Annotated in this window: 22 protein-coding genes; 7 read left to right on the forward strand and 15 right to left on the reverse strand. The window is 51.0% G+C overall.

Going from position 1 to position 21,817, the window contains the following annotated elements; genetic code table 11:
* Positions 1-100: 100 nt before the first annotated feature.
* Positions 101-292 carry a YebW family protein gene (locus HVZ39_RS14925; protein ID WP_016152779.1) on the forward strand — a complete coding sequence of 64 codons (192 nt, stop codon included), beginning with the start codon at positions 101-103 and terminating at the stop codon, positions 290-292.
* On the opposite strand, the gene pphA is transcribed toward HVZ39_RS14925, so the two are convergent.
* The 5 genes from pphA to yobA all read right to left on the reverse strand — a co-directional run bounded on the left by pphA (position 293) and on the right by yobA (position 4,483).
* Positions 293-934, reverse strand: coding sequence for a protein-serine/threonine phosphatase (gene pphA / locus HVZ39_RS14930; protein ID WP_181632621.1), 642 nt, complete (start codon positions 932-934; stop codon positions 293-295). It lies immediately after the preceding gene.
* A 77-nt stretch (positions 935-1,011) separates the two neighbouring features.
* On the reverse strand, positions 1,012-2,292 hold the full coding sequence (locus HVZ39_RS14935; RefSeq protein WP_181632622.1) for a hypothetical protein: 1,281 nt from the start codon (positions 2,290-2,292) through the stop codon (positions 1,012-1,014).
* A 581-nt stretch (positions 2,293-2,873) separates the two neighbouring features.
* On the reverse strand, positions 2,874-3,212 hold the full coding sequence (locus HVZ39_RS14940; RefSeq protein ID WP_181632623.1) for a YebY family protein: 339 nt from the start codon (positions 3,210-3,212) through the stop codon (positions 2,874-2,876).
* 20 nt (positions 3,213-3,232) lie between these two features.
* Positions 3,233-4,105, reverse strand: a complete 873-nt coding sequence (copD, locus tag HVZ39_RS14945; protein ID WP_049271209.1) for a copper homeostasis membrane protein CopD — start codon at positions 4,103-4,105, stop codon at positions 3,233-3,235.
* Between the two features lie 3 nt (positions 4,106-4,108).
* Positions 4,109-4,483, reverse strand: a complete 375-nt coding sequence (yobA, locus tag HVZ39_RS14950) for a CopC domain-containing protein YobA (RefSeq protein ID WP_181632624.1) — start codon at positions 4,481-4,483, stop codon at positions 4,109-4,111.
* Positions 4,484-4,626: 143 nt separating this feature from the next.
* Between yobA and HVZ39_RS14955 the strand changes: the two genes are divergently transcribed.
* From HVZ39_RS14955 to exoX, 3 genes are all read left to right on the forward strand, one after another.
* Positions 4,627-4,857, forward strand: coding sequence for a DNA polymerase III subunit theta (locus HVZ39_RS14955; RefSeq protein ID WP_003034925.1), 231 nt, complete (start codon positions 4,627-4,629; stop codon positions 4,855-4,857).
* 106 nt (positions 4,858-4,963) lie between these two features.
* Entirely contained in the window at positions 4,964-5,620 is a 657-nt protein-coding gene (locus HVZ39_RS14960) for a carbon-nitrogen hydrolase family protein (protein ID WP_047415371.1), read from the forward strand.
* A gap of 23 nt (positions 5,621-5,643) precedes the next feature.
* Positions 5,644-6,306 carry an exodeoxyribonuclease X gene (exoX, locus tag HVZ39_RS14965; protein WP_016152773.1) on the forward strand — a complete coding sequence of 221 codons (663 nt, stop codon included), beginning with the start codon at positions 5,644-5,646 and terminating at the stop codon, positions 6,304-6,306.
* Here the strand turns inward: exoX and ptrB are convergent.
* From ptrB to yebG, 4 genes are all read right to left on the reverse strand, one after another.
* Positions 6,288-8,363 (reverse strand): oligopeptidase B, encoded by a 2,076-nt coding sequence (gene ptrB, locus HVZ39_RS14970; protein ID WP_181012487.1) that lies wholly within the window; start codon positions 8,361-8,363, stop codon positions 6,288-6,290. The two genes, exoX and ptrB, sit on opposite strands and share 19 nt — an antisense overlap.
* Before the next feature lie 86 nt (positions 8,364-8,449).
* The gene (locus tag HVZ39_RS14975; RefSeq protein WP_016156220.1) at positions 8,450-9,109 is read right to left on the reverse strand and encodes a tellurite resistance TerB family protein; all 660 of its coding nucleotides are present in this window, start codon (positions 9,107-9,109) and stop codon (positions 8,450-8,452) included.
* A gap of 101 nt (positions 9,110-9,210) precedes the next feature.
* Positions 9,211-9,564, reverse strand: coding sequence for a protein YebF (yebF, locus tag HVZ39_RS14980; protein ID WP_181632625.1), 354 nt, complete (start codon positions 9,562-9,564; stop codon positions 9,211-9,213).
* Positions 9,565-9,685: 121 nt separating this feature from the next.
* Positions 9,686-9,976 carry a DNA damage-inducible protein YebG gene (gene yebG, locus HVZ39_RS14985; protein ID WP_003833810.1) on the reverse strand — a complete coding sequence of 97 codons (291 nt, stop codon included), beginning with the start codon at positions 9,974-9,976 and terminating at the stop codon, positions 9,686-9,688.
* Between the two features lie 132 nt (positions 9,977-10,108).
* Here yebG and purT point away from each other — a divergent pair, with 132 nt between their 5' ends.
* Positions 10,109-11,287 (forward strand): formate-dependent phosphoribosylglycinamide formyltransferase, encoded by a 1,179-nt coding sequence (gene purT, locus HVZ39_RS14990; RefSeq protein WP_047501996.1) that lies wholly within the window; start codon positions 10,109-10,111, stop codon positions 11,285-11,287.
* A 66-nt stretch (positions 11,288-11,353) separates the two neighbouring features.
* Here purT and kdgA read toward each other — a convergent pair whose 3' ends face one another.
* The 3 genes from kdgA to zwf form a co-directional block, all read right to left on the reverse strand.
* Positions 11,354-11,995, reverse strand: a complete 642-nt coding sequence (gene kdgA, locus HVZ39_RS14995) for a bifunctional 4-hydroxy-2-oxoglutarate aldolase/2-dehydro-3-deoxy-phosphogluconate aldolase (protein WP_016152768.1) — start codon at positions 11,993-11,995, stop codon at positions 11,354-11,356.
* A 34-nt stretch (positions 11,996-12,029) separates the two neighbouring features.
* The gene (edd, locus tag HVZ39_RS15000; RefSeq protein WP_181632626.1) at positions 12,030-13,841 is read right to left on the reverse strand and encodes a phosphogluconate dehydratase; all 1,812 of its coding nucleotides are present in this window, start codon (positions 13,839-13,841) and stop codon (positions 12,030-12,032) included.
* A 232-nt stretch (positions 13,842-14,073) separates the two neighbouring features.
* The gene (zwf, locus tag HVZ39_RS15005) at positions 14,074-15,549 is read right to left on the reverse strand and encodes a glucose-6-phosphate dehydrogenase (protein WP_003034896.1); all 1,476 of its coding nucleotides are present in this window, start codon (positions 15,547-15,549) and stop codon (positions 14,074-14,076) included.
* A gap of 368 nt (positions 15,550-15,917) precedes the next feature.
* Here zwf and HVZ39_RS15010 point away from each other — a divergent pair, with 368 nt between their 5' ends.
* A complete protein-coding gene (locus HVZ39_RS15010; RefSeq protein ID WP_019076523.1) occupies positions 15,918-16,787 on the forward strand; it encodes a MurR/RpiR family transcriptional regulator in 870 nt (289 codons plus the stop codon).
* Between the two features lie 118 nt (positions 16,788-16,905).
* Positions 16,906-18,348, forward strand: coding sequence for a pyruvate kinase (pyk, locus tag HVZ39_RS15015; RefSeq protein WP_016152765.1), 1,443 nt, complete (start codon positions 16,906-16,908; stop codon positions 18,346-18,348).
* A gap of 45 nt (positions 18,349-18,393) precedes the next feature.
* Here the strand turns inward: pyk and lpxM are convergent, their stop codons facing one another.
* From lpxM to znuA, 3 genes are all read right to left on the reverse strand, one after another.
* On the reverse strand, positions 18,394-19,365 hold the full coding sequence (gene lpxM / locus HVZ39_RS15020) for a lauroyl-Kdo(2)-lipid IV(A) myristoyltransferase (RefSeq protein WP_181632627.1): 972 nt from the start codon (positions 19,363-19,365) through the stop codon (positions 18,394-18,396).
* A 119-nt stretch (positions 19,366-19,484) separates the two neighbouring features.
* Positions 19,485-20,804, reverse strand: coding sequence for a murein DD-endopeptidase MepM (gene mepM / locus HVZ39_RS15025; RefSeq protein ID WP_047359311.1), 1,320 nt, complete (start codon positions 20,802-20,804; stop codon positions 19,485-19,487).
* A gap of 15 nt (positions 20,805-20,819) precedes the next feature.
* The gene (gene znuA / locus HVZ39_RS15030) at positions 20,820-21,764 is read right to left on the reverse strand and encodes a zinc ABC transporter substrate-binding protein ZnuA (protein ID WP_019076521.1); all 945 of its coding nucleotides are present in this window, start codon (positions 21,762-21,764) and stop codon (positions 20,820-20,822) included.
* Positions 21,765-21,817 lie beyond the last annotated feature (53 nt).

The following is a 21,817-nucleotide window of genomic DNA, read 5'->3' on the forward strand; positions in this document are numbered from 1 at the left end:
CAAAAAGAACCCGTCGCCAGACGGGTTATTTCTTGGTTAATTTCCCTCATCTATCAACATCTTCTACACTACAGGTATGGCTTTACCATTTGAGGATGGAATGTTCACGCTGGTTCTTTTTGTGTGCTACCTGGGTGGCGGTTGTGAAGATATCGTTGTTGATGTCTACAAAACTGAGCAGCAGTGCCTGATATCGATGGACGATCAGCGTATTCGTAACGGCGGATGTTTACCCGCGGATGACTACATCGACAGCTTCTGGCGTCCGGCCCAGGAATACAGCGATTTTTGATTATTGCAGTTGCACCAGCGTCAACTCGCCACCAAACACCGCACCGGTATCAATATAGTGCAGATTCTCGTGATCCAGCCGCTGACGCAGAGGCGTATGGCCAAACCAAAAGTGATCCGCGCCGCGAATGCCGTTGCCTTTATTCATCAGCCTTGTGCGATCCCACAGTACCCGCTGTAAATCGACCTCTTTTTGCCACTGATAATTATCATCAGGGTAATCTGCGTGAGCAATAACGTGTATGCCGTTCTGGCAACGCAGCTCCAGAATCCAGGGTAATTGCCGACACGTTTCAAGAGCGGCTGTCGCCGCTGGCTGCTCCGCCTGCGCAAACCACGAACCGCCATTCATAAACCACAGGAATTGCTCCCCGGTTGCCAGCGCGTCCAGCCCCATCTGTTCATGATTCCCTCTGACCGCGATAATCCAGCGTTTACGCAGTAGTTTCAGGCAACGCAGACTGTCTGGTCCGCGGTCGATAACATCCCCCACTGAAACCAGCAGGTCCTGCCACGGATCAAAACGACACTGGCGCAATTTCGCCATCAATAATGAGAAGCAACCGTGGATATCCCCGACCACCCAAACATGTCGCCAGCGCGTCGCTTCCACTCTTTGATAAGCATTGTCAGGCAGTCCCATTTGACCTCCTGTACACAAATATTGCCCTGTTCTAAATTAAACCATAGCAGTAAAAAACAGAGCGACCGAATCATACATCACGGTCCTACGCTATCCGCGCGTCGACGAGGTACTAACGCAACAGCTTCCAGTTCTGCTTCCAGTTCAGCTACTATAGATTGCAGGTCATAAGTGGGTGCATTACGCGCACGAGCTCTTTCTTCTCTTTTCTGTTTACAACACAATTCCTGATAGAAATCATTAACCGCAGGGATATCCCCGGTAATTTTTATCACATCATGTTCATGATAAAACAGCAACGGCGGCCCACCTTTGGTATCAAATGCAACGGCCTTAAGCGGCGTGAGCTCCATCGCCTCAATAAAACCTTTGTCACAAGTCAATATTCCAGGGAAAAAATATCGCTCATCATTTCCTGTATTGAAGGTAAGTGCTTGCTCTAAATATCGACAATGAGTCAGATCCCAGGCCATACCATGTAATGCCGACCACATATTTTTCGACTTTTTATGTATTTTGTTAAAAAACCTAAATTCTGTCCCTCGTATAAAAAACTCACTCGCTAGAGTTAACTCTCTTGCCGCCAAAAAGCATACTTTGGTGTGAGCAAAACTTAATAGATCGATCAATTTATTTTTGAGCGATCTGGCAGGCGATTTGATTTGGATGATACTCATCATAAGAACATAAGCGTAAATACTATCGTGCCTGTCTCTTAACGCACGCCTGAACTCAGAGTCTTTGTTTTTAGTGAGCAGTGAGCTAAAATGTCTGTCGGTATTAAGAAAAAGCTCACCTTGCGATATTTTTGAGGTCAATATCCCGCTGGTTCCTGACTTAACGAGATCAACATCTTTTATAAATTCGTAACCCATCAACTTATCGAATATTTTATGGTGATTCTCTTTCTCATCCAGATTTTTAAGGTTCTCCAGCTCATATAACACAGAGTCTACTTGTGTATTCTGATGAGAAATAAATTTAAATATTTCTTCGATGTCATCATCCAGACCAGAACCTTTACCATTGATATATGGTCTGAGATAACTTAATGCCTGGCTATCAAGAGATATTGAGTAATCTATTTTAAATATGGAGTGCCCTTTATCACTGAACATTTCCTCTATGGTTTGAGGATCCATAACGAAAACATTTTCATCATTGAATAAAGAGCGTATAGACGCCCCATGCTTGAATTTCTTGTTAGTTTGAAACCCCGGATATGGCCCTTTAGGCGATGAAAAGACAAATTTATACTCTGGGATTAATAGATAGAAACTGGTGTATAGTTTTAATGCTGCAGAGAGATCTTCAGCATTACCAATCTCCATCACGAGTCTTTCTTTTAACTTTTCCATTTCTTATATCTCGTTATTGAGAAACTAAGTCCATGTATCAGTGGCCAGAACGGCATCAATTGATGGATAATTATACCGCTATTGATACAAGTGAGTCTAAACCTCTCGGCACTAGTGACAACTGAAATGCTGGCGCATAAGCCGACCATACGCCTGGAGAACAGGAAAAAATGGGCATCACGATCTGATCTTGTTCTGCGCAAATGAAGTGTAAATGTTAAAAGCAGTGTGGTATAACGAAGAAATCCCGAATTGTGATATGCGGACAAATTTCGGAAACTTTCGGACATGATGTCCTAAGTGATTGAAATAAAATCCACATAAAAAGAGACCGAATACGATTCCTGTATTCGGTCCAGGGAAATGGCTCTTGGGAGAGAGCCGTGCGCTAAAAGTTGGCATTAATGCAGGCTAAGTTACCCTGCCATTTAAGAATAGATGACAGCGCCAGGTTTTCCAGTCCGCGACTAAAGTGGCCTGAAAAAAAGGACGATTGTCACACATCCAAACGTAAAAACCGCAAGTTCTCCTGAGCGAGCCTTGCGGTTTTTTATTGGAAATCAGAACGCTACATCTGACAATTAGCAGAGCTTTTCTGCACGCTCCACAAACGGTGCGAGGCTCATTTTTTCGCCCGGTTTCGCCGGATCGTCAATCTGGATAATCTCGATCGGATTCGCCGTAGTTTTCCCACTCTCTACCTGCTGTCTGGCAACATCATTCAATGGGTATTGCACCAGCGTACTGGGATTGATGACATACAGCGCGTTACCAGGACGGCAGGTCAGCATCACCTCTTCCCGATTAAACGCCCACTTATCCTTGCCAACCTCAAAACGGCTGACGGTGATGACCTGTGGCGCAGCCAGCGCGGCCCCTGAACTTGCCAGTAGTAATAACGAGATAATGATTTTTTTCATGCGTTTCGCCAATCCATCAATCAGAAAGGTTCGAGGGTTGCAAACAGGCTGACAATCGCCAGCACAACGGCCCCAATTCCCCATTCCAGCTTAGTCATCCAAACAAAATAGAGTGTCATACTGCGGTTATCCTGCCGCATACGTGGTACCAGAACATACCGATTCACCAGCGCAATCGCCACCATTAGCATCACCAGAGCACCTTTTAACAAAAGCAGTTGCCCGTAAGCCATGTGCCAGGGAACAGAAAAACCAACAATAAACAGCGCATTCATGATACCGGTAAGTAAAACTCCGATAACGAAAAGATGCCCGTAGCGGGAGAAACGCATCATAGTATTGATGGCCTGTTCCCGCCAGCGGCCTTGCGCCATTTGCATACAGTAAAGTACGGGCAGCAAACCGCCGAACCAGGCGGCAGCGCATACCAAATGCAAGGCGTGGTTAACTTGCTGGATTGCCCCTGCGATACCGCTATGCAGCGTCGCGTGTCCGACGCCAGCCAGCAAAATAAACTGCGCAATCGTCAGCATTAACAGCCGTCGCGGCATGCTGCGCGGTACTATAATTACCACCACCAGCGTGACCAGTGCGAGGATAATCTGCCATAACCACACGCCGCCAAACTGCGTTTGCAACACGGCGCCCCATATGTCACTAGAAATAACATCCCGCCAGCCTGAGCCCATTAAACCACCCTGGATCGCCAGCATCAGCGTCGCGCTAATAAAGCTCCACGCTGCGGCATGTCGTTGCAGACGCAAAAAACGACGCATCATTAAACGACGAACCGAAACGGGAGCCAGCCATGCGCCGTAGAGCGCACAGCCAAACACCAGCATCAACGTGGTAAAATGGATAAACCGTAGTGCAACCCAGGTAAATTCCAGCATCGGTTATTTCACGCTAAAGGTATATTGCCCCTTTGTCTTATGGCCATCCACGGAGACGACGTGCCAGTCGACAGTATATTTTCCGGCCTCAAGCGTTTGAGCAAGCGGAATAATCAGTTGTGTTTTGTCCTGTTCACTGCGTGAAGCCTTGCCCGTTTTGATCTGTTCTTTGTTTGGGCCTGTCAGCGTTGCGCCGCTGAATCCCGGCTCGACACCTTCTGAGAAATTCAGCGTCAACGCCTGAGGAGATACCGCAACATCGGCATTAGCCGCCGGGCTTTGTTTTGTCAGGTGAGCATGAGCCAGGGCGGCGGGAGTTGCCAAAAAGCTGGCGAGTACGATGAGAGCGTTGCGAAGCATAGATGCAGATGAAGCCATTTCAACTATTCCTTTTTGTTATGTCTAATCTATAGAGAATAACCTTCTACAATGATCGAGTCGAGAATCATCATTTCGGTCTTGCCATTAATGCACACTCTTAGTAACTTTGCGCGCCGAAAGACAGAGAAAAGGAGAAGCCCATGAACATCAATCTGGCCAAACTTGAGCAAGCTGAAATGGATAAGGTCAATGTTGACCTGGCCGCGGCGGGTGTCGCATTTAAGGAGCGATACAACATGCCGGTTGTTGCCGAAGTCGTTGAGCGTGAACAGCCCGAACATTTACGCGACTGGTTTCGGGAAAGACTGATCGCGCACCGTCTGGCATCCGTTTCCCTTTCACGTTTACCCTACGAGCCTAAAGTTAAATAAAACTTATATTACGTTACGATTCCTTACATGATGCCTGCTACAGTATAAGTATATTCTTAATCTATACTTTAAAGATGGTTGTAGACACTATGAAAAGGAAATCATTATGTCACACTGGAAAATCGCAGCAGCACAGTACGAACCTCTTCAAACCTCAGTTACCGAACATGTCGCGCATCACCTGCAATTCATTCAGGCAGCCGCTCAATGCCAATGTGAATTGCTGGTTTTCCCCTCCCTTTCCCTGTTGGGTTGTGTTGATGAGAATGACGCGCTCCCTGCCCCACCCGATGAAGCGTTGTTAGAACCTCTCGCGCATGCAGCCGTGACTTATCGCATGACGATTATTGCGGGGCTATCGGTAGAACATAACAATCGGTTCGTAAAAGGTATCGCGCTTTTCTCTCCCTGGATGACCTCCCCCTTAATGTTTCATCAGAGCCACGGGGCCTGTATCGCCAGACAGCAAAATGCCATCAGCGTTGTGGATAGCCAGCCGGAAGGTATCGATATCGACCCGGCGTACTCGCTATTCACCAGCAGTCAGTCTGTCAGTGAGCCCGAATTGCTCTCCTCCACATCTCGTCTACAGAGTTTCTCGCATAAATTTGCCATCGCGGTATTAATGGCCAATGCGCGTGGCAGCAGCGCGTTATGGGATGAGCAAGGTCGATTGATTGTTCGCGCAGACAGCGGTTCCTTACTCTTAACCGGTCAACGCACGCCACGGGGTTGGCAAGGTGATATCATTCCTTTACGCTAATCGTTTTGGGTCAGGAGCATGGCATGTTGCGCATAATAGATACAGAAACCTGTGGTCTGCAGGGAGGCATTGTTGAGATTGCTTCTGTCGATGTGGTTGACGGAAAAATAGTCAATCCCATGAGCCACCTGGTGCGTCCTGACCGCCCCATCAGCCCTCAGGCGATGGCAATTCATCGCATTACGGAAGCGATGGTGGCCGATAAGCCGTGGATTGAAGATGTCATCCCCCAATATTACGGCAGCGAATGGTACGTGGCGCACAATGCAAGTTTTGATCGCCGCGTATTACCCGACATGCCCGGGGAGTGGATTTGCACCATGAAACTCTCCCGTCGTTTGTGGCCAGGAATCAAATACAGCAACATGGCGCTGTATAAATCGCGCAAACTGAGCGTGCAGACGCCAGCTGGCCTGCATCATCACCGTGCCCTGTACGACTGCTACATCACCGCGGCACTGCTGATCGACATCATACAAACGTCAGGCTGGTCAGCAGAACAGATGGTCGATATTACTGGCCGTCCTGCGTTACTCACTACTTTCACTTTCGGCAAGTACCGCGGAAAACCTGTATCAGAAGTGGCTGAACGCGATCCGGGCTATCTGCGCTGGTTGTTTAATAACCTCGACAGTATGAGCCCGGAGCTGCGCTTAACGCTAAAGCACTATCTGGATAACGCCTGAGCAGACGCCTGCCCAGGCAGAGTCCCCTGCGCCAGTCCGATCAAAAACGCGTATTCCAGGGCCACGCCTTCGTATGATTTAAAACGCCCGGATTTTCCGCCATGCCCGGAATCCATATCCGTGCAGAGTAACAGCAGACGATCGTCCGTTTTCAGCTCGCGCAGTTTTGCCACCCATTTTGCCGGTTCCCAGTATTGCACCTGGGAGTCGTGTAATCCCGTCGTAACCAGCAGATGAGGATAATCTTGCGCTGTAACATTGTCATACGGGCTGTAGCTTTTCATGTAGGTGTAATACTCTTCGTCCTGCGGATTCCCCCACTCTTCAAACTCACCGGTCGTCAGGGGAATGGACTCATCCAGCATCGTGGTCACCACATCGACAAAAGGCACTTGCGCAATGACGCCATGGAAGAGTTCCGGGCGCTCATTAATGGCAACACCCATTAACATTCCTCCGGCGCTTCCCCCCATGCCGTAACACAGCGAAGGCGCGCCATAACCCATTTTTAGCAGCGCGTCGCAGACGTCAAGGTAGTCATTGAAGGTATTTTTCTTGAGCAGAAACTTACCGTCTTCGTACCACTGCTGTCCTAACTCGCCGCCGCCACGCACATGAGCAATGGCATAAACAAAGCCGCGATCCAGTAAGCTCAAGCGGCTGCTGCTGAAATCGGCGTCCATGCTGGCGCCATACGAACCATAGCCGTAGACCAGTAAAGGGTTTTTCCCTTTCAGGAAATACTTTTGATGGTAAACCAGCGAAACCGGAACCTCGGTGCCATCACGCGCGGTGATCCAGACGTGTTCGCTACGGTAGTTCGCCGCATCAAATCCTGGGACCTCCGTCTGTTTGAGTACGCGACGCTCTCCGGTGTCCATATCCAGTTCAAACAGCGTGTCCGGTGTGGTCATGGAGGAATAGCCATAACGCAGGCGCGATGTCTCAGGTTCTGGATTATAGGCAAGCCATGTCACATACGCCGGATCATCAAAAGCGATACCGACCACTTCGCGCGTTTTACGGTTAATCTGTCGCAGGCTGGTTAAGCCCCGCTGACGCTCTTCCACCACCAGCCAGTCTGTGAACAGCGTAAAGCCCTCCAACATGACGCTGTCGCGCGGCGGGATCAGCGTCTCCCAGGCTTGTTCATCACGCACACGGGTACGGTACAGGCCGAAATTTTTACCCTGACGGTTGGAACGCAGATAAAACGTATGCTGATAGTGATCGAGACTGTACTCGTGATCTTTGCGTCGCGCTAAAAAGACTAACGGCTCGGCATCCGCCAGTTCTGCGTCAAGCAGCAAAACCTCACTGGTGGTCGCGCTGGCGATATGAATAACCACATAATGTAACGAGGTCGTTTTATGCAGACTGACATAAAACATGTCATCGGCTTCTTCATACACCAGCTCATCCAGTGATGACGGCGAGCCGACGGTATGCCGCCACACTTGATACGGGAGCAGCGTCGTTGCGTGTTTGCGCACGTAATAGAAGGTTTGCGAGTCATTCGCCCAGACCAGATCCGCTTCAACGTTTTCCAGCACTTCCGGATACCAGTTGCCACTTTGCAGATTGCGAAAACGCACGCCATATTGCCGACGAGAGAGATAATCTTCGGCCAACGCCATGATGGTGTTATCCGGAGATATCGCCAGTCCCCCCAGCGTATAAAACTCACTGTGGGCCGCGCGCTGGTTACCATCCAGCAAGGTGTCCCATTCATCCCACTCTTCACTGAAGGCAGACTGACGCTGATAAATGGCATATTCGCATCCCGGTTCATAAATATGCCGGTAGCGATAACCATTCTTCACATAGGGGGCGGAAGCATCCTGAGGCGGGATACGGTCGATAATCTCTTTCAGGACGCGATCCTGCAATGCCTGCTGCGAGGCCATAATCTGGCGGCCATACGCATTTTCTTGTTGCAGATAATCCAGCACTTCTGGCTGCGAGCGGGTGTCATCTCGCAGCCAGTAATAATTATCAACGCGGGTATCGCCATGATTCGTCATGGCGTGGGGAATACGAGAAGCTTTTGGTAGCATGTCATTGTTCTTTTGCTTAAACATCCTATAAGGGTGGCAAAAGACAGCAATGATGCAAGCGAAACATGCGCCTTAACGGCAAGTAATTAACCTGGTAAAGCCTGTTTTTGTTCCTTGAGATCCTGTTCAATGCCTTCACGAACATCCTGCGGGATCTTCAACGCATCGCCCAGCGCGTTCAGATAGCTACGCTCCATAAAGTGGTCGATATCAATCGCCGCACAGCTCAGGAAGTAAATTTCCAGCGCCTCTTCTTCGTTGCGGATCCCTTGTGCCAGGCGCTGAGGATCTAACGGTTGTTCAATGGCGCGTTCGATCAGAACACGGCCCTGCTCTTCCACGCCTGCTTCACGGAGCTGCTGCTCAATGGCGGTACGTTCTTTGGCATCAATATGACCATCGCTTTTCGCCGCAAAAACCAGCGCCAGGATCAGTCGTTCGGTTCGCTCATCCAGCGGCGAGCTTTGTGCACCGAACTGCGGCTCACCCTGATGCGCCGCGCGAACCTTATCCTTGTATTTGTTCCATAACACGGTACCGGCAACCGCACCGCCGCCCACCAGAAGCGCGCTGGTGCCATATTTACTCAGTAATTTACGTGAAGATTTGTTGGCAACCAGTAATCCTGCCAGACCGCCTAACGCGCCGGGAACCAGAAGTTTACTCAGCCCTTGCTCACCAGAAGATGACGCGGAAGATCCTTTTTGCCCAAGAAGAGATTGAAGTTGATTCAGCCAGTTAGCCATGTTGCCCCTCAAGTACAGACGAATAATCATCAAAGCGTACCCGAGGGGATGTCAGGAAGTGTTCAGGTCATCAAAAGAAGTGCAAATACATTCTACCTTCGTTACTGCGACTGATACTCCGCCGTTCCGGCTTTGCAGTCGACTTTTACCTGGTAGTGAATATCCGCGCTTTTACCGCGAACCGTGAGGGGAACTGACCATTTCCCATCTTTGCCCGTAATATCGGGCGTGTTGACCCAGGCGACAGGATCGGCTTGCCCGACGCGTTTTTGATCGTCAGCCCAGCGCGCGATGCGATTTTGCTGATAATCACGTTTCACGCTCGCCGCGATACCGTCAGTATTCAGTCCTTCGCACTTGGGGAACTGAACATTCTTGCTTTCCATATTTGCCGCAAATACAGATACGCTGGCAGATAACAACAGCAGGCTCAACAACGCTCTTTTTTTATACATTCTTTTCTCCTTAATCTCCCCTTCGTCCTTCAGGTTGCCTGTTGCAACGTGAAAAGACGTCAGGGATTGCACAATGATTCAGGGAAAAGCATGGTACAAAACGTCAGGAGCGCAAGTCGTTTCAGGCAGCCTGAGTATCATCCTCAGCGTGCGCATCGTTTTCGACCGCCTGCGGAGAGGGCAGCTTGCCGTTTTTCAGAATGGCGCTCAGCACATCTTTCTGCTCAGCCAGCCACAGGGAAAGCGCTTCGCGCTGCTCGTCTTCCAGCGCTACCGGCGATTGCTCCAGCCATGTGTCGAGCAAATCTGCTGTATCAAGCATTTTGTCATACGCATCGGCTTCCTTTTTGCTGGTAAACGACATTTTTTCCTCACCTTCCCGAATGACTACGTATTTAACTTCAACCGCCATTTTTGCAGCCTCTTAAATTACCTGTATTTATGTACAGTATATTCTTTTTGCGCCTTGAAATCAACCTGGTAATAAAGACAGACGCAAACGTTTTCGTATATACTGCGCCCAGATAAAACAGGGGATTAATTTATGACGTTATTAGGCACAGCGCTGCGTCCCGCAGCAACGCGAGTGATGTTATTAGGTTCAGGTGAACTGGGTAAAGAGGTAGCGATTGAATGCCAACGCCTGGGTGTGGAAGTCATTGCCGTGGATCGTTACCCCGACGCGCCAGCCATGCACGTTGCCCATCGCTCCTACGTAATCAACATGCTGGATGGCGACGCTTTACGCCAGCTCGTCGAGCGTGAAAAACCACATTATATCGTGCCGGAAATAGAGGCGATTGCCACGGATATGCTGGTAAAACTGGAACAAGACGGTCAAAACATCGTGCCGTGCGCCCGGGCGACGCAGTTGACCATGAACCGCGAAGGAATCCGTCGTCTCGCCGCCGAAGAATTATCTCTACCGACCTCTTCTTACCGCTTTGCTGACAGCGAAGCCCGCTTTCGCGAGGCCGTCGCCGAAATCGGCTATCCCTGCATCGTGAAGCCGGTAATGAGTTCCTCCGGTAAGGGACAGAGCTTTATTCGTTCCGCCGATCGACTCACTGAAGCCTGGAATTATGCTCAACAAGGCGGCCGAGCAGGTGCCGGACGCGTTATCGTCGAAGGCGTAGTGAATTTTGATTTTGAAATCACCCTGCTTACCGTCAGCGCCGTTGATGGCGTGCATTTCTGCGCACCGGTAGGACATCGTCAGGAAGATGGCGATTATCGCGAATCCTGGCAGCCGCAGCAGATGAGTGAACTGGCGCTGGCTCGAGCGCAGGAGATTGCCCGTAAGGTGGTGCTGGCGCTGGGCGGCCACGGTCTGTTTGGGGTAGAGCTATTTGTCTGCGGTGATGAGGTCATTTTCAGCGAAGTTTCCCCTCGCCCTCACGACACGGGTATGGTGACCTTGATTTCGCAGGATCTGTCTGAGTTTGCCCTGCATGTACGCGCATTTCTCGGTCTGCCGGTTGGCGCAATCCGTCAGTATGGGCCTTCTGCTTCCGCCGTTATTCTGCCGCAGCTTACCAGCCAGAATGTCACGTTTGATAACGTACAGGCCGCTGTGGGCACAGGTATGCAAGTCAGATTCTTCGGCAAGCCGGACATCGACGGAAGCCGTCGTATGGGCGTTGTGCTGGCCACAGCGCAGAGTATTGAAGACGCGGTGACACGCGCGAAAGACGCGGCGGCACAGGTGAAAGTCGCAGGATAAAAAACGGGCCAGATGGCCCGTTTCAGACTCGCAGGCCCGGTAATGATTACCGGGCATTTTACGCAATTACAGCTTCGCGCCTTCGACTGCTTCACGAGCCAGCTTGGTAATGCGTGCGTAATCGCCAGCTTCCAGGGCATCTGCCGGAACCAGCCAGGAACCACCGATGCACAGCACGCTTTTCAGTGCCAGGTAATCACGGTAGTTCGCCGGAGAGATACCGCCGGTTGGGCAGAAACGGACCTGAGAGAACGGACCCGCAATTGCCTGCAGCGCTTTAGTACCGCCGTTTGCTTCCGCCGGGAAGAATTTGAACTCTTTCAAACCGTAGTCCATACCCAGCATCAGTTCAGAAACGGTGCTGATGCCTGGGATCAGCGGAATAGTGCCTTCAGTTGCAGCTTTCAGCAGCGGCTCGGTCAGGCCCGGGCTGATAGCAAACTGCGCACCCGCTTCAGTGACTTCAGCCAGCTGCTGTGGATTCAGTACGGTACCCGCACCCACGATAGCGTCGGGAACTTCTTTTGCGATCGCGCGAATGGCATCCATCGCACATGCGGTACGTAAGGTCACTTCCAGAACGCGCACGCCCCCTGCAACCAGCGCTTTTGCCATTGGCACCGCGTGTTCCAGTTTATTAACCACGATAACCGGTACAACCGGGCCAGTGGTCAGGATTGCTTCTGCACTTGTCTTCCAGTTTTTCATCAGAGTTTTCTCTCGCCTGATTACAAAATAAGTCTTAAAAAGTGATACAGGTTGCGCCCTGCTCCGCACCGGACAGCTTTTCACGCAACGCGCTGAACATTTCACGTCCCGTACCCACGCGCGATGCGCTGAGATCAGGAATGTGTGGCTGACGGGAGGCAAGTTCCTCTTCATCCACCAGCAGCGTCAATTCACCTGTCTGTCCATTCACACGAATGATGTCGCCATCGCGTACTTTTGCCAGCAGCCCGCCATCATAGGCTTCCGGGGTTACATGGATTGCTGAAGGCACTTTACCTGAAGCACCTGAAAGTCGTCCATCGGTAACTAACGCAATTTTGAAACAACGGTCCAATAATACACCAAGTGGCGGCATGAGTTTATGTAATTCTGGCATTCCGTTCGCTTTTGGTCCCTGATGGCGCACAACCACCACGCAATCCCGGTCAAGCAGACCCGCATCGAACGCGGGTAAGACATCATGCTGACTTTCAAAGACGACTGCCGGTGCTTCAATAATCTGGTTTTCTACCGGTACCGCCGACGTTTTCATCACCGCACGCCCGAGGTTACCGCTCAGCACTTTGGTGCCGCCGTGGTGGGAGAATGGTTGGTCAAAGGTGGCGATCACGTTGCTGTCCAGAGACTTCGCTGCCCCTTCGCGCCAGTCCAGTTCACCCTCGTTAAGCCACGGTTCCATGGTGTAGCGGGATAAACCGAATCCGGCAACGGTGTTCACATCTTCATGTAGCAGACCCGCATTGAGCAGTTCACGCATTAACACCGGCACGCCACCCGCCGCCTGGAAGTGGTTAATATCTGCCGGACCATTCGGGTACAGACGCGCAATCAGCGGCACGATATCGGACAGATCGGAGAAATCATCCCAGTTAATCAGAATCCCGGCCGCACGCGCCATAGCCACCAGGTGCATCGTATGGTTGGTAGAGCCCCCGGTCGCCAGCAGCGCCACAATACCGTTCACAACCACTTTTTCATCGATCATTTTACCGATCGGCATCCATTCATTGCCGTTGCCGGTCAGGCGTGTTACCTGACGGGCTGCAGCCGCGGTCAGCGCTTCACGCAGCGGCGCATCAGGATGTACAAATGAGGAGCCAGGCAGTTGCATACCCATAAACTCCACCACCATCTGGTTAGTGTTCGCCGTGCCGTAGAACGTACAGGTACCCGGAGCGTGATAAGACGCCGCTTCGGATTCAAGAAGCGCCATGCGATCGACTTTACCTTCAGCATACAGCTGACGGATACGCACTTTTTCTTTGTTCGCCAGACCGCTCGCCATCGGACCGGAAGGAATAAAGATTGACGGCAGATGACCAAATGACAGCGCAGCCATTACCAGGCCCGGGACAATTTTGTCGCACACGCCGAGGAACAACGCGCCGTCGAACATGTTGTGGGAAAGGCCCACTGCAGCAGACATCGCAATCACTTCACGACTGAGCAGCGAAAGCTCCATCCCATCCTGCCCCTGGGTCACACCGTCGCACATTGCAGGTACACCGCCAGCAACCTGGCCTACTGCATTGGCTTCATGGAGTGCTTTACGAATGATGGCCGGATAGTGTTCATACGGCTGATGCGCGGAAAGCATGTCGTTATAGGAGGTAATGATCGCGATATTGTTACGCAGCATGCTTTTCAGCGAGGCCTTATCGTCCGGCTGACACGCAGCAAAACCATGCGCCAGGTTACCGCATGCCAGTTGCGAGCGATGAACGGTAGTTGATTTCGCTTGTTCAATACGGGCGAGGTAGGCGGAACGTGTGTCACGAGAACGTTCGACGATACGTTGTGTTACGCGTAACAAATTCGGATTCATAGAGGCTCCTAAAATTTATCTGTCAGAGCGTTGGATCAACAATGTGTTTCAGTTGGGTAAAAATAGCTGAATCGCTTGCTGGCCGTAGCTCAGGGGCAAAATCGTTTCAGGCAGTGTAATAAAAAAAGCCCCGCGGGTGAATCCACGCGGAGCTTAAAAGTGCAAAAATTATTCTACAATCTGTGTTAGATCATGTTACCGGTAAAATAACACCTATGGGCTAGATGATATTTTACTCGAATTCGTTCCAGGAACGACCATCTCGGGTAATCATCGCCACAGAAGCAACCGGGCCCCAGGTCCCTGCCTGATACGGCTTCGGCGCGTCGTTGTCCATCGCCCAGGCTTCGGTAATTGAGTCGACCCACTTCCATGCTTCTTCAACTTCATCACGACGCACGAACAGCGCCTGAATTCCGCGCATTGTTTCGAGCAGCAGGCGCTCATAGGCGTCGGCAAGGTGCGTCTGGTTGAAGGTTTCGGAATAGCTCAGATCAAGCTTGGTAATTTGCAGATTATGCTTGTGATCCAGACCCGGCACTTTGTTCAGTACCTGGATATCGACACCTTCATCAGGCTGCAAACGGATGGTCAACTTGTTCTGTGGCAGATCCTGCCAGGATTCTCTGAACAGATTCAGCTCAGGCGTTTTGAAGTAAACCACCACTTCAGAGCACTTCGTCGGTAAACGTTTACCGGTACGCAGGTAGAACGGAACTCCTGCCCAGCGCCAGTTATCGATATCCACACGGATCGCCACAAACGTTTCCGTGTTGCTGCTCTTGTTCGCGCCTTCTTCTTCCAGATACCCCGGCACTTTTTTGCCCTGGGCAAAACCCGCGGTGTACTGACCGCGAACCGTTTTTTCACGTACGTTCGAACGATCGATACGACGCAGCGATTTCAGTACCTTCACTTTTTCATCACGAATGCTGTCGGCGCTCAGATCGGACGGCGGAGACATCGCAATCATGCACAGGATCTGCAGCAGGTGGTTCTGAATCATGTCGCGCATTTGACCTGCCTGGTCAAAATAGCCCCAGCGGCCTTCAATACCCACTTCTTCCGCCACGGTAATTTCTACGTGATCGATAGTGCGGTTATCCCAGTTGTTCACAAACAGGGAGTTGGCAAAACGCAGTGCCAGCAGATTCAGGACCGTCTCTTTGCCAAGATAGTGGTCGATACGATAAACCTGACACTCTTCGAAATACTCGCCGACCTGATCGTTGATTTCACGGGATGTTGCCAGCGACGTACCCAGCGGTTTTTCCATCACAACACGGGCTGGTTTAGCATTCAGCTTTGCTTCACCCAGGCCTTTGCAGATCGCGCCAAAGGTGCTCGGCGGCATCGCGAAATAGTTAATGGTGGTACGTGATTTTTGATCCAGCATTTCGCCCAGACGGCTAAACGCGGCGGTGTCATTGACGTCCAGATTACAAAACTCCAGACGACCGCTGAGAGTCTCCCACAAACCTTCGTCGATTTTTTCTTTCATGAAGGTTTCGAGCGCTTCACGCACAACCTTGGTATAGGCTGCTTTGTCCCAGTCGGCACGCCCTACCCCAATGATACGGGTTTCCGGGTTAATCTGGCCGGCCTTTTCCAGTTGATACAGGGAAGGCAGCAATTTCCGCCGCGCCAGGTCGCCCTTCGCGCCGAAAATGACCAGATCACATGCCTGGGCTGTTTGCGTTACCGCCATGTCATTCTCCTCAATTAAGTGCCTGGTGCTTTTGCCAGACACTGGTTGTAATTTTATTACAGTGCACTGTACTGCTTTTACGTGAATCCGGAAACCGTAAACGCTTATCCAGCCGTGCTGTTACCGCGAACAGTCGCTTTATGGGCGTTTGCCGTCGCAAATTGGACAAAAAAGTCGTCTTTTTTCGTACCCCTGAAGACGTAAGAAAACCCGACTCCGATCATGTAATGAAAAAAAACAACAACTATTCTGTCCATTTTGCCCCGTTGCTGCATTAGCAGGGGTAATATCTATACACGAAATTATGCCCCGATTTCTCCGTATCATTGAAATCGTTTTTGCCCATGACCCATGAGTCTACCTACATCATGAATATGCTGGAAAAAATCCAGTTAAAACTGGAACAGTTGAGCAAGTCAGAGCGTAAAGTCGCCGACATTATTCTTGCCTCTCCCGAGCGGGCAATCCATTCAAGCATCGCCACACTTGCTGTGGAAGCCAATGTCAGCGAACCGACGGTGAACCGTTTCTGTCGCAGCATGGATACCCGCGGCTTCCCTGATTTTAAACTGCATCTGGCGCAAAGTCTGGCAAATGGCACCCCATATGTTAATCGTAATGTGGATGAGGATGACAGCGTAGAATCTTACACGGGGAAAATCTTCGAGTCAGCGATGGCAAGCCTCGACCACGTCCGCCAGTCTCTGGATAACGCAGCGGTAAACCGGGCAGTAGATTTATTAACTCAGGCGAAAAAAATTGCCTTCTTTGGCCTCGGTTCTTCTGCCGCAGTGGCGCATGACGCAATGAATAAATTTTTCCGGTTTAACGTACCGGTAATCTATTCCGACGATATTGTTCTGCAACGCATGAGTTGCATGAATTGTAGCGACGATGACGTCATTGTGCTTATTTCTCATACCGGAAGAACCAAAAGTCTGGTGGAACTGGCGCAGTTGGCGCGGGAAAATGACGCCATGGTTATCGCCCTCACCTCTCCCGGCACGCCACTGGCGCGTGAAGCAACGCTGGCAATTACTCTCGATGTACCGGAAGATACTGACATTTATATGCCCATGGTCTCTCGACTTGCTCAACTGACCGTGATAGATGTGCTGGCTACAGGATTTACTTTGCGCCGTGGGGCAAAATTTAGAGATAACTTGAAGCGTGTCAAGGAAGCGCTCAAGGAATCGCGTTTTGATAAAGAATTACTCATCAAGAGTGATGACCGCTAAAAGCAATAACAATGTTCTACCCTTTTATCATCCGGGTCGTTCATTTACCGTTAATATTTGAGAACGACCGGATTAATGTTCACGCAACACCAAGTTGTTTCAGTCAACGGAGTATTACATGTCCAGAAGGCTTCGCAGAACCAAAATCGTTACCACGTTAGGCCCGGCAACTGACCGCGATAATAACCTTGAAAAGATTATCGCCGCAGGTGCGAACGTCGTACGTATGAACTTTTCTCACGGCTCTCCAGAAGATCACAAACTGCGGGCGGATAAAGTCCGTGAAATTGCCGCAAAACTGGGACGTCATGTAGCTATTTTGGGTGACCTGCAGGGACCTAAAATCCGCGTATCAACCTTTAAAGAAGGTAAAGTATTTCTTAACGTTGGCGACAAGTTCCTGTTAGACGCCAACCTCGGCAAAGGCGAAGGCGACAAAGAAAAAGTCGGTATTGATTATAAAGGACTACCTGCTGACGTCGTCCCGGGCGATATCCTGCTGCTCGACGACGGTCGCGTGCAGCTTAAAGTGCTGGAAGTTCAGGGCATGAAAGTCTTCACCGAAGTTACCGTCGGTGGCCCGCTGTCCAACAACAAGGGCATTAACAAACTGGGCGGCGGTCTCTCTGCTGAAGCCCTGACCGAAAAAGACAAAGCCGACATCGTCACCGCCGCGCAAATCAGCGTTGACTATCTGGCCGTCTCCTTCCCACGCTGCGGCGAAGATCTGAACTATGCCCGCCGTCTGGCGCGCGACGCTGGCTGCGATGCGAAAATTGTCGCCAAGGTAGAACGTGCAGAAGCCGTCTGCGACCAGAATGCGATGGATGACATCATCCTTGCCTCCGACGTGGTGATGGTGGCGCGTGGCGACCTGGGCGTTGAAATTGGCGATCCTGAGCTGGTAGGTATTCAGAAAGCGTTGATTCGCCGCGCACGTCAGCTGAACCGTGCGGTCATTACCGCCACGCAGATGATGGAGTCGATGATCACCAACCCAATGCCGACCCGTGCGGAAGTGATGGACGTGGCTAACGCCGTCCTCGACGGTACCGATGCCGTTATGCTCTCTGCAGAAACTGCAGCAGGTCAGTACCCGGCTGAAACCGTCGCGGCTATGGCACGCGTCTGTTTGGGTGCTGAGAAGATCCCGAGCATCAACGTCTCTAAACACCGCCTTGACGTCCAGTTTGATAACGTTGAAGAAGCGATTGCCATGTCAGCGATGTATGCCGCTAACCACCTGAAAGGGGTCACCGCTATCATCACAATGACGGAATCCGGTCGTACTGCGCTGATGACTTCACGTATCAGTTCTGGTCTGCCGATTTTCGCCATGTCTCGTCATGAACGTACGCTGAATCTGACTTCCCTGTATCGCGGCGTCACCCCGGTTCACTTTGACAGCGAAACAGACGGCGTCGTTGCCGCCAGTGAAGCAGTGAACCTGCTGCGCGATAAAGGCTATCTGGTTTCCGGCGATCTGGTCATTGTGACGCAAGGCGATGTCATGAGCACCATTGGCTCAACGAATACCACGCGTATTCTGACCGTCGAGTAACGCCCCGTTTGACGTAAAAAAGCCTCTCGTTTGAGAGGCTTTTTTTTATTTCTTCGGATAAAGATCTTTACGTTTATAAGGCTCAATTTCACCCGGTTTACGCGTCTTAAGCAGTTTTAGAATCCAGGTGTATTGCTCGAGATGCGGCGCCACAAAGATTTCCACTTCTTCGTTCATTCGTCTGGCAATGGTGTGGTCATCCGCCGTCAGGATGTCATCCATCGGAGGACGAACCTGAATCGTTAAGCGATGCGTTTTCCCATTGTATACCGGGAACAGCGGCACCACACGGGCGTGACACACCTTCATCAGGCGGCCAATCGCCGGTAACGTGGCTTTATAGGTAGCAAAAAAATCCACAAACTCGCTGTGCTCAGGGCCATGGTCCTGATCCGGCAGGTAGTATCCCCAATATCCCTGACGTACAGACTGAATAAACGGTTTGATGCCATCATTACGCGCATGCAAACGACCACCGAAACGACGGCGTACCGTGTTCCAGACATAATCGAATACCGGGTTTCCCTGATTGTGGAACATCGCAGCCATTTTCTGTCCCTGGGAAGCCATCAGCATCGCTGGGATATCTACGCCCCAACCATGAGGAACCAGAAAAATCACTTTTTCATCGTTGCGACGCATCTCTTCGATGATTTCCAGCCCCTGCCAGTCAACCCGATGCTGAATTTTTTCCGGGCCGCGTATGGCGAGTTCCGACATCATAACCATCGCCTGAGGCGCAATCGCAAACATCTCATCGACAATAGCTTCACGCTCAGCTTCGCTGCGCTCAGGAAAGCAGAGGGATAAATTGATCAGTGCTCTGCGACGCGAGCTTTTTCCCAGCCGCCCGGCCATTCTTCCGAGCTTTGCCAGAATTGGATCGCGAAATGATGCTGGCGTTAACGAAATACCTGCTATCGCCGCCACACCAAGCCATGCCCCCCAGTAGCGCGGATGGCGAAATGATTTGTGAAACTCAGGGATATATTCAATATTCTTTTTTTTCGTTTCCATGCTCTTCCAGTGTCTGGTGCGGCGAAAAGTAGATCTGCTGATAGTGTAGCGGCGCGCGATGCGCCGTACAAAATAAAAAAGCCGGCACGCATAGCGTACCGGCTCTGTCAGCGTGTTAATTAATCGAAACGCAACTGAGGAACAACCTCTTTCACCTGTGCCAGGTAATCGGTGCGATCCGACCCGGTCAGACCTTCTGTGCGCGGCAGTTTCGCCGTCAGAGGATTCACTGCCTGCTGGTTGATCCAGACTTCGTAGTGCAGATGCGGACCCGTTGAACGCCCGGTATTGCCAGACAGCGCGATACGATCGCCACGTTTCACTTTTTGTCCTGGTTTGACCAACAACTTACGCAGGTGCATATAACGCGTGGTATAGGTGCGACCATGACGAACCGCAACATAGTATCCGGCTGCGCCGCTGCGCTTGGCTACAACCACTTCGCCATCACCCACCGACAGCACCGGCGTCCCCTGCGGCATCGCAAAGTCGACACCTTTGTGCGGCGCAACGCGTCCGGTCACCGGGTTCAGACGACGCGGGTTAAAGTTGGAAGAGATGCGGAACTGCTTAGCCGTCGGGAAACGCATAAAGCCTTTCGCCAGTCCGGTACCGTTGCGGTCATAGAACTTACCGTCTTCAGCACGGATTGCGTAATAATCTTTGCCTTCAGAACGCAAGCGTACGCCCAGCAGTTGGCTTTGCTCACGTTTACCGTCCAGCATTTCGCGAGACATCAGTACCGAGAACTCATCGCCTTTTTTCAGTTTGCGGAAATCCATCTGCCACTGCATGGCCTTAATCACTGCGCTGATTTCAGAGCTGGTCAGTCCGGCATCTTTGGCACTGGCGACAAAACTTCCGCCCACGGTGCCTTTGATTCGGCTGTTAATCCAATCGCCCTGCTGCATTTCGCTGCTCATTTTAAAACCCGTCGCGGTGCGATCGTAAGTACGGGTTTCACGACGGGAGACTTCCCAGGTCAGGCGCTGCAAGTCACCTTCCGCGCCTAGCGTCCAGGAAAGTTGCTGACCAATTTTCAGGTTACGCAGTTGTTTGTCGGAAGCAGCGAGCTGGCTGATGTCACCCATATCGATGCCGTACTGATTCAGAATACTGCTCAGCGTATCGCCCGTGGAGACAACATACTCATGCACGCCGGCTTCACCAGACGTTTTGTCATCCAGTTCGTCCTGTGGGATGGCTTCGTCTTCCTGAGCGGCCTGATCGATAGGTTCACTGGCCTCAGGCAATAGTGAACGAATCTCGCTTTTTTCCAGCTCGATAGTTTTGACGATGGGTGCAGAATCAGGATGGTAAACATAGGGCCGCCAGACAGCGACGGCCAATGTCAGTACGGTAAGCGACCCCAGCATAACGCGATGGGGCCGCGGCAGATTATTAAATGCCAGAGCGACAGAGCGGGCTATCTGTTGCACGTAATCACTTCCTCATTAATCTCCTTTCAGGCAGCTCGCATACTGGTTGGCTAATTGGTTCAAAAACGCTGAATAGCTTGTTTTACCCAGTTTGATATTCGTTCCGAGCGGATCCAACGTTCCCATTCGAACGGATGTCCCTCTCGCGACGGCTTCAACGACCGCTGGCCTGAACTGTGGCTCAGCAAAAACGCAGGTTGCTTTTTGCTCAACCAACTGTGTTCTTATTTCATGTAAACGCTGCGCACCAGGTTGAATCTCAGGGTTCACGGTAAAGTGACCAAGCGGTGTTAGTCCGTAGTGTTTTTCGTAGTAGCCATAGGCGTCATGAAAAACGAAGTAACCTTTTCCCTTGAGCGGCGCGAGCTCGTTACCTACCTGCTTATCGGTTGCGGCTAATTGTGCCTCAAAATCCTTCAGGTTGGCGTCAAGTTTGGCTCGACTTTGCGGCATAAGTTCCACTAATTTTTCATGGATTGCAACCGCTGAGGCCCGTGCTATCTCTGGGGAAAGCCAAAGATGCATGTTGTAATCGCCGTGATGGTGATGCTCGTCACTTTTTTCACTGCCGGCATCATTATGTCCATGATCGTCATCATCGTCGTCAGCACCTTTCATGAGTAACGGCTTCACGTCATTGAGCTGCGCAATCGTTACCTGTTTTGCGTTAGGAATATTCTTGACTGATTTTTCCATAAACGCTTCCATCTCAGGTCCAATCCAAACGACTAAGTCCGCGCCCTGTAAGCGTTTTACGTCTGAAGGACGCAATGAGTAATCGTGTTCGGAAGCCCCGTCAGGCAACAGAACTTGGGTGTCAGTAACCCCGTCAGCTATGGCTGAAGCGATAAACCCCAGCGGCTTAAGAGAAGCCACGACAGCGGCATTTGCCGACTGTGTTGCACTACCCCAAAGAGCAGCGGATAATGCTGCGAAAAGAAGCGTATTTTTATGTAACATAATGCGACCAATCATCGTAATGAATGTGAGAATTGTGATATTATAACATTCTA

Source organism: Citrobacter sp. RHB35-C21, from assembly GCF_013816515.1.
In the GTDB taxonomy this organism is placed as follows: Bacteria; Pseudomonadota; Gammaproteobacteria; order Enterobacterales; family Enterobacteriaceae; genus Citrobacter; species Citrobacter braakii.

Excerpts from the sequence above, each read along its gene's own strand:
- HVZ39_RS14960 (WP_047415371.1), top strand. The coding sequence starts at position 4,964 with ATGTCACACTGGAAAATCGCAGCAGCACAGTACGAACCTCTTCAAACC.
- copD (WP_049271209.1), bottom strand. The coding sequence starts at position 4,105 with ATGCTGGAATTTACCTGGGTTGCACTACGGTTTATCCATTTTACCACG.
- znuA (WP_019076521.1), bottom strand. The coding sequence starts at position 21,764 with ATGTTACATAAAAATACGCTTCTTTTCGCAGCATTATCCGCTGCTCTT.
- lpxM (WP_181632627.1), bottom strand. The coding sequence starts at position 19,365 with ATGGAAACGAAAAAAAAGAATATTGAATATATCCCTGAGTTTCACAAA.
- pphA (WP_181632621.1), bottom strand. The coding sequence starts at position 934 with ATGGGACTGCCTGACAATGCTTATCAAAGAGTGGAAGCGACGCGCTGG.
- zwf (WP_003034896.1), bottom strand. The coding sequence starts at position 15,549 with ATGGCGGTAACGCAAACAGCCCAGGCATGTGATCTGGTCATTTTCGGC.
- yebF (WP_181632625.1), bottom strand. The coding sequence starts at position 9,564 with ATGTATAAAAAAAGAGCGTTGTTGAGCCTGCTGTTGTTATCTGCCAGC.
- HVZ39_RS14975 (WP_016156220.1), bottom strand. The coding sequence starts at position 9,109 with ATGGCTAACTGGCTGAATCAACTTCAATCTCTTCTTGGGCAAAAAGGA.
- ptrB (WP_181012487.1), bottom strand. The coding sequence starts at position 8,363 with ATGCTACCAAAAGCTTCTCGTATTCCCCACGCCATGACGAATCATGGC.
- HVZ39_RS15010 (WP_019076523.1), top strand. The coding sequence starts at position 15,918 with ATGAATATGCTGGAAAAAATCCAGTTAAAACTGGAACAGTTGAGCAAG.
- kdgA (WP_016152768.1), bottom strand. The coding sequence starts at position 11,995 with ATGAAAAACTGGAAGACAAGTGCAGAAGCAATCCTGACCACTGGCCCG.
- HVZ39_RS14955 (WP_003034925.1), top strand. The coding sequence starts at position 4,627 with ATGAACATCAATCTGGCCAAACTTGAGCAAGCTGAAATGGATAAGGTC.
- pyk (WP_016152765.1), top strand. The coding sequence starts at position 16,906 with ATGTCCAGAAGGCTTCGCAGAACCAAAATCGTTACCACGTTAGGCCCG.
- HVZ39_RS14935 (WP_181632622.1), bottom strand. The coding sequence starts at position 2,292 with ATGGAAAAGTTAAAAGAAAGACTCGTGATGGAGATTGGTAATGCTGAA.
- edd (WP_181632626.1), bottom strand. The coding sequence starts at position 13,841 with ATGAATCCGAATTTGTTACGCGTAACACAACGTATCGTCGAACGTTCT.
- purT (WP_047501996.1), top strand. The coding sequence starts at position 10,109 with ATGACGTTATTAGGCACAGCGCTGCGTCCCGCAGCAACGCGAGTGATG.
- yobA (WP_181632624.1), bottom strand. The coding sequence starts at position 4,483 with ATGGCTTCATCTGCATCTATGCTTCGCAACGCTCTCATCGTACTCGCC.
- HVZ39_RS14925 (WP_016152779.1), top strand. The coding sequence starts at position 101 with ATGTTCACGCTGGTTCTTTTTGTGTGCTACCTGGGTGGCGGTTGTGAA.
- yebG (WP_003833810.1), bottom strand. The coding sequence starts at position 9,976 with ATGGCGGTTGAAGTTAAATACGTAGTCATTCGGGAAGGTGAGGAAAAA.
- exoX (WP_016152773.1), top strand. The coding sequence starts at position 5,644 with ATGTTGCGCATAATAGATACAGAAACCTGTGGTCTGCAGGGAGGCATT.
- HVZ39_RS14940 (WP_181632623.1), bottom strand. The coding sequence starts at position 3,212 with ATGAAAAAAATCATTATCTCGTTATTACTACTGGCAAGTTCAGGGGCC.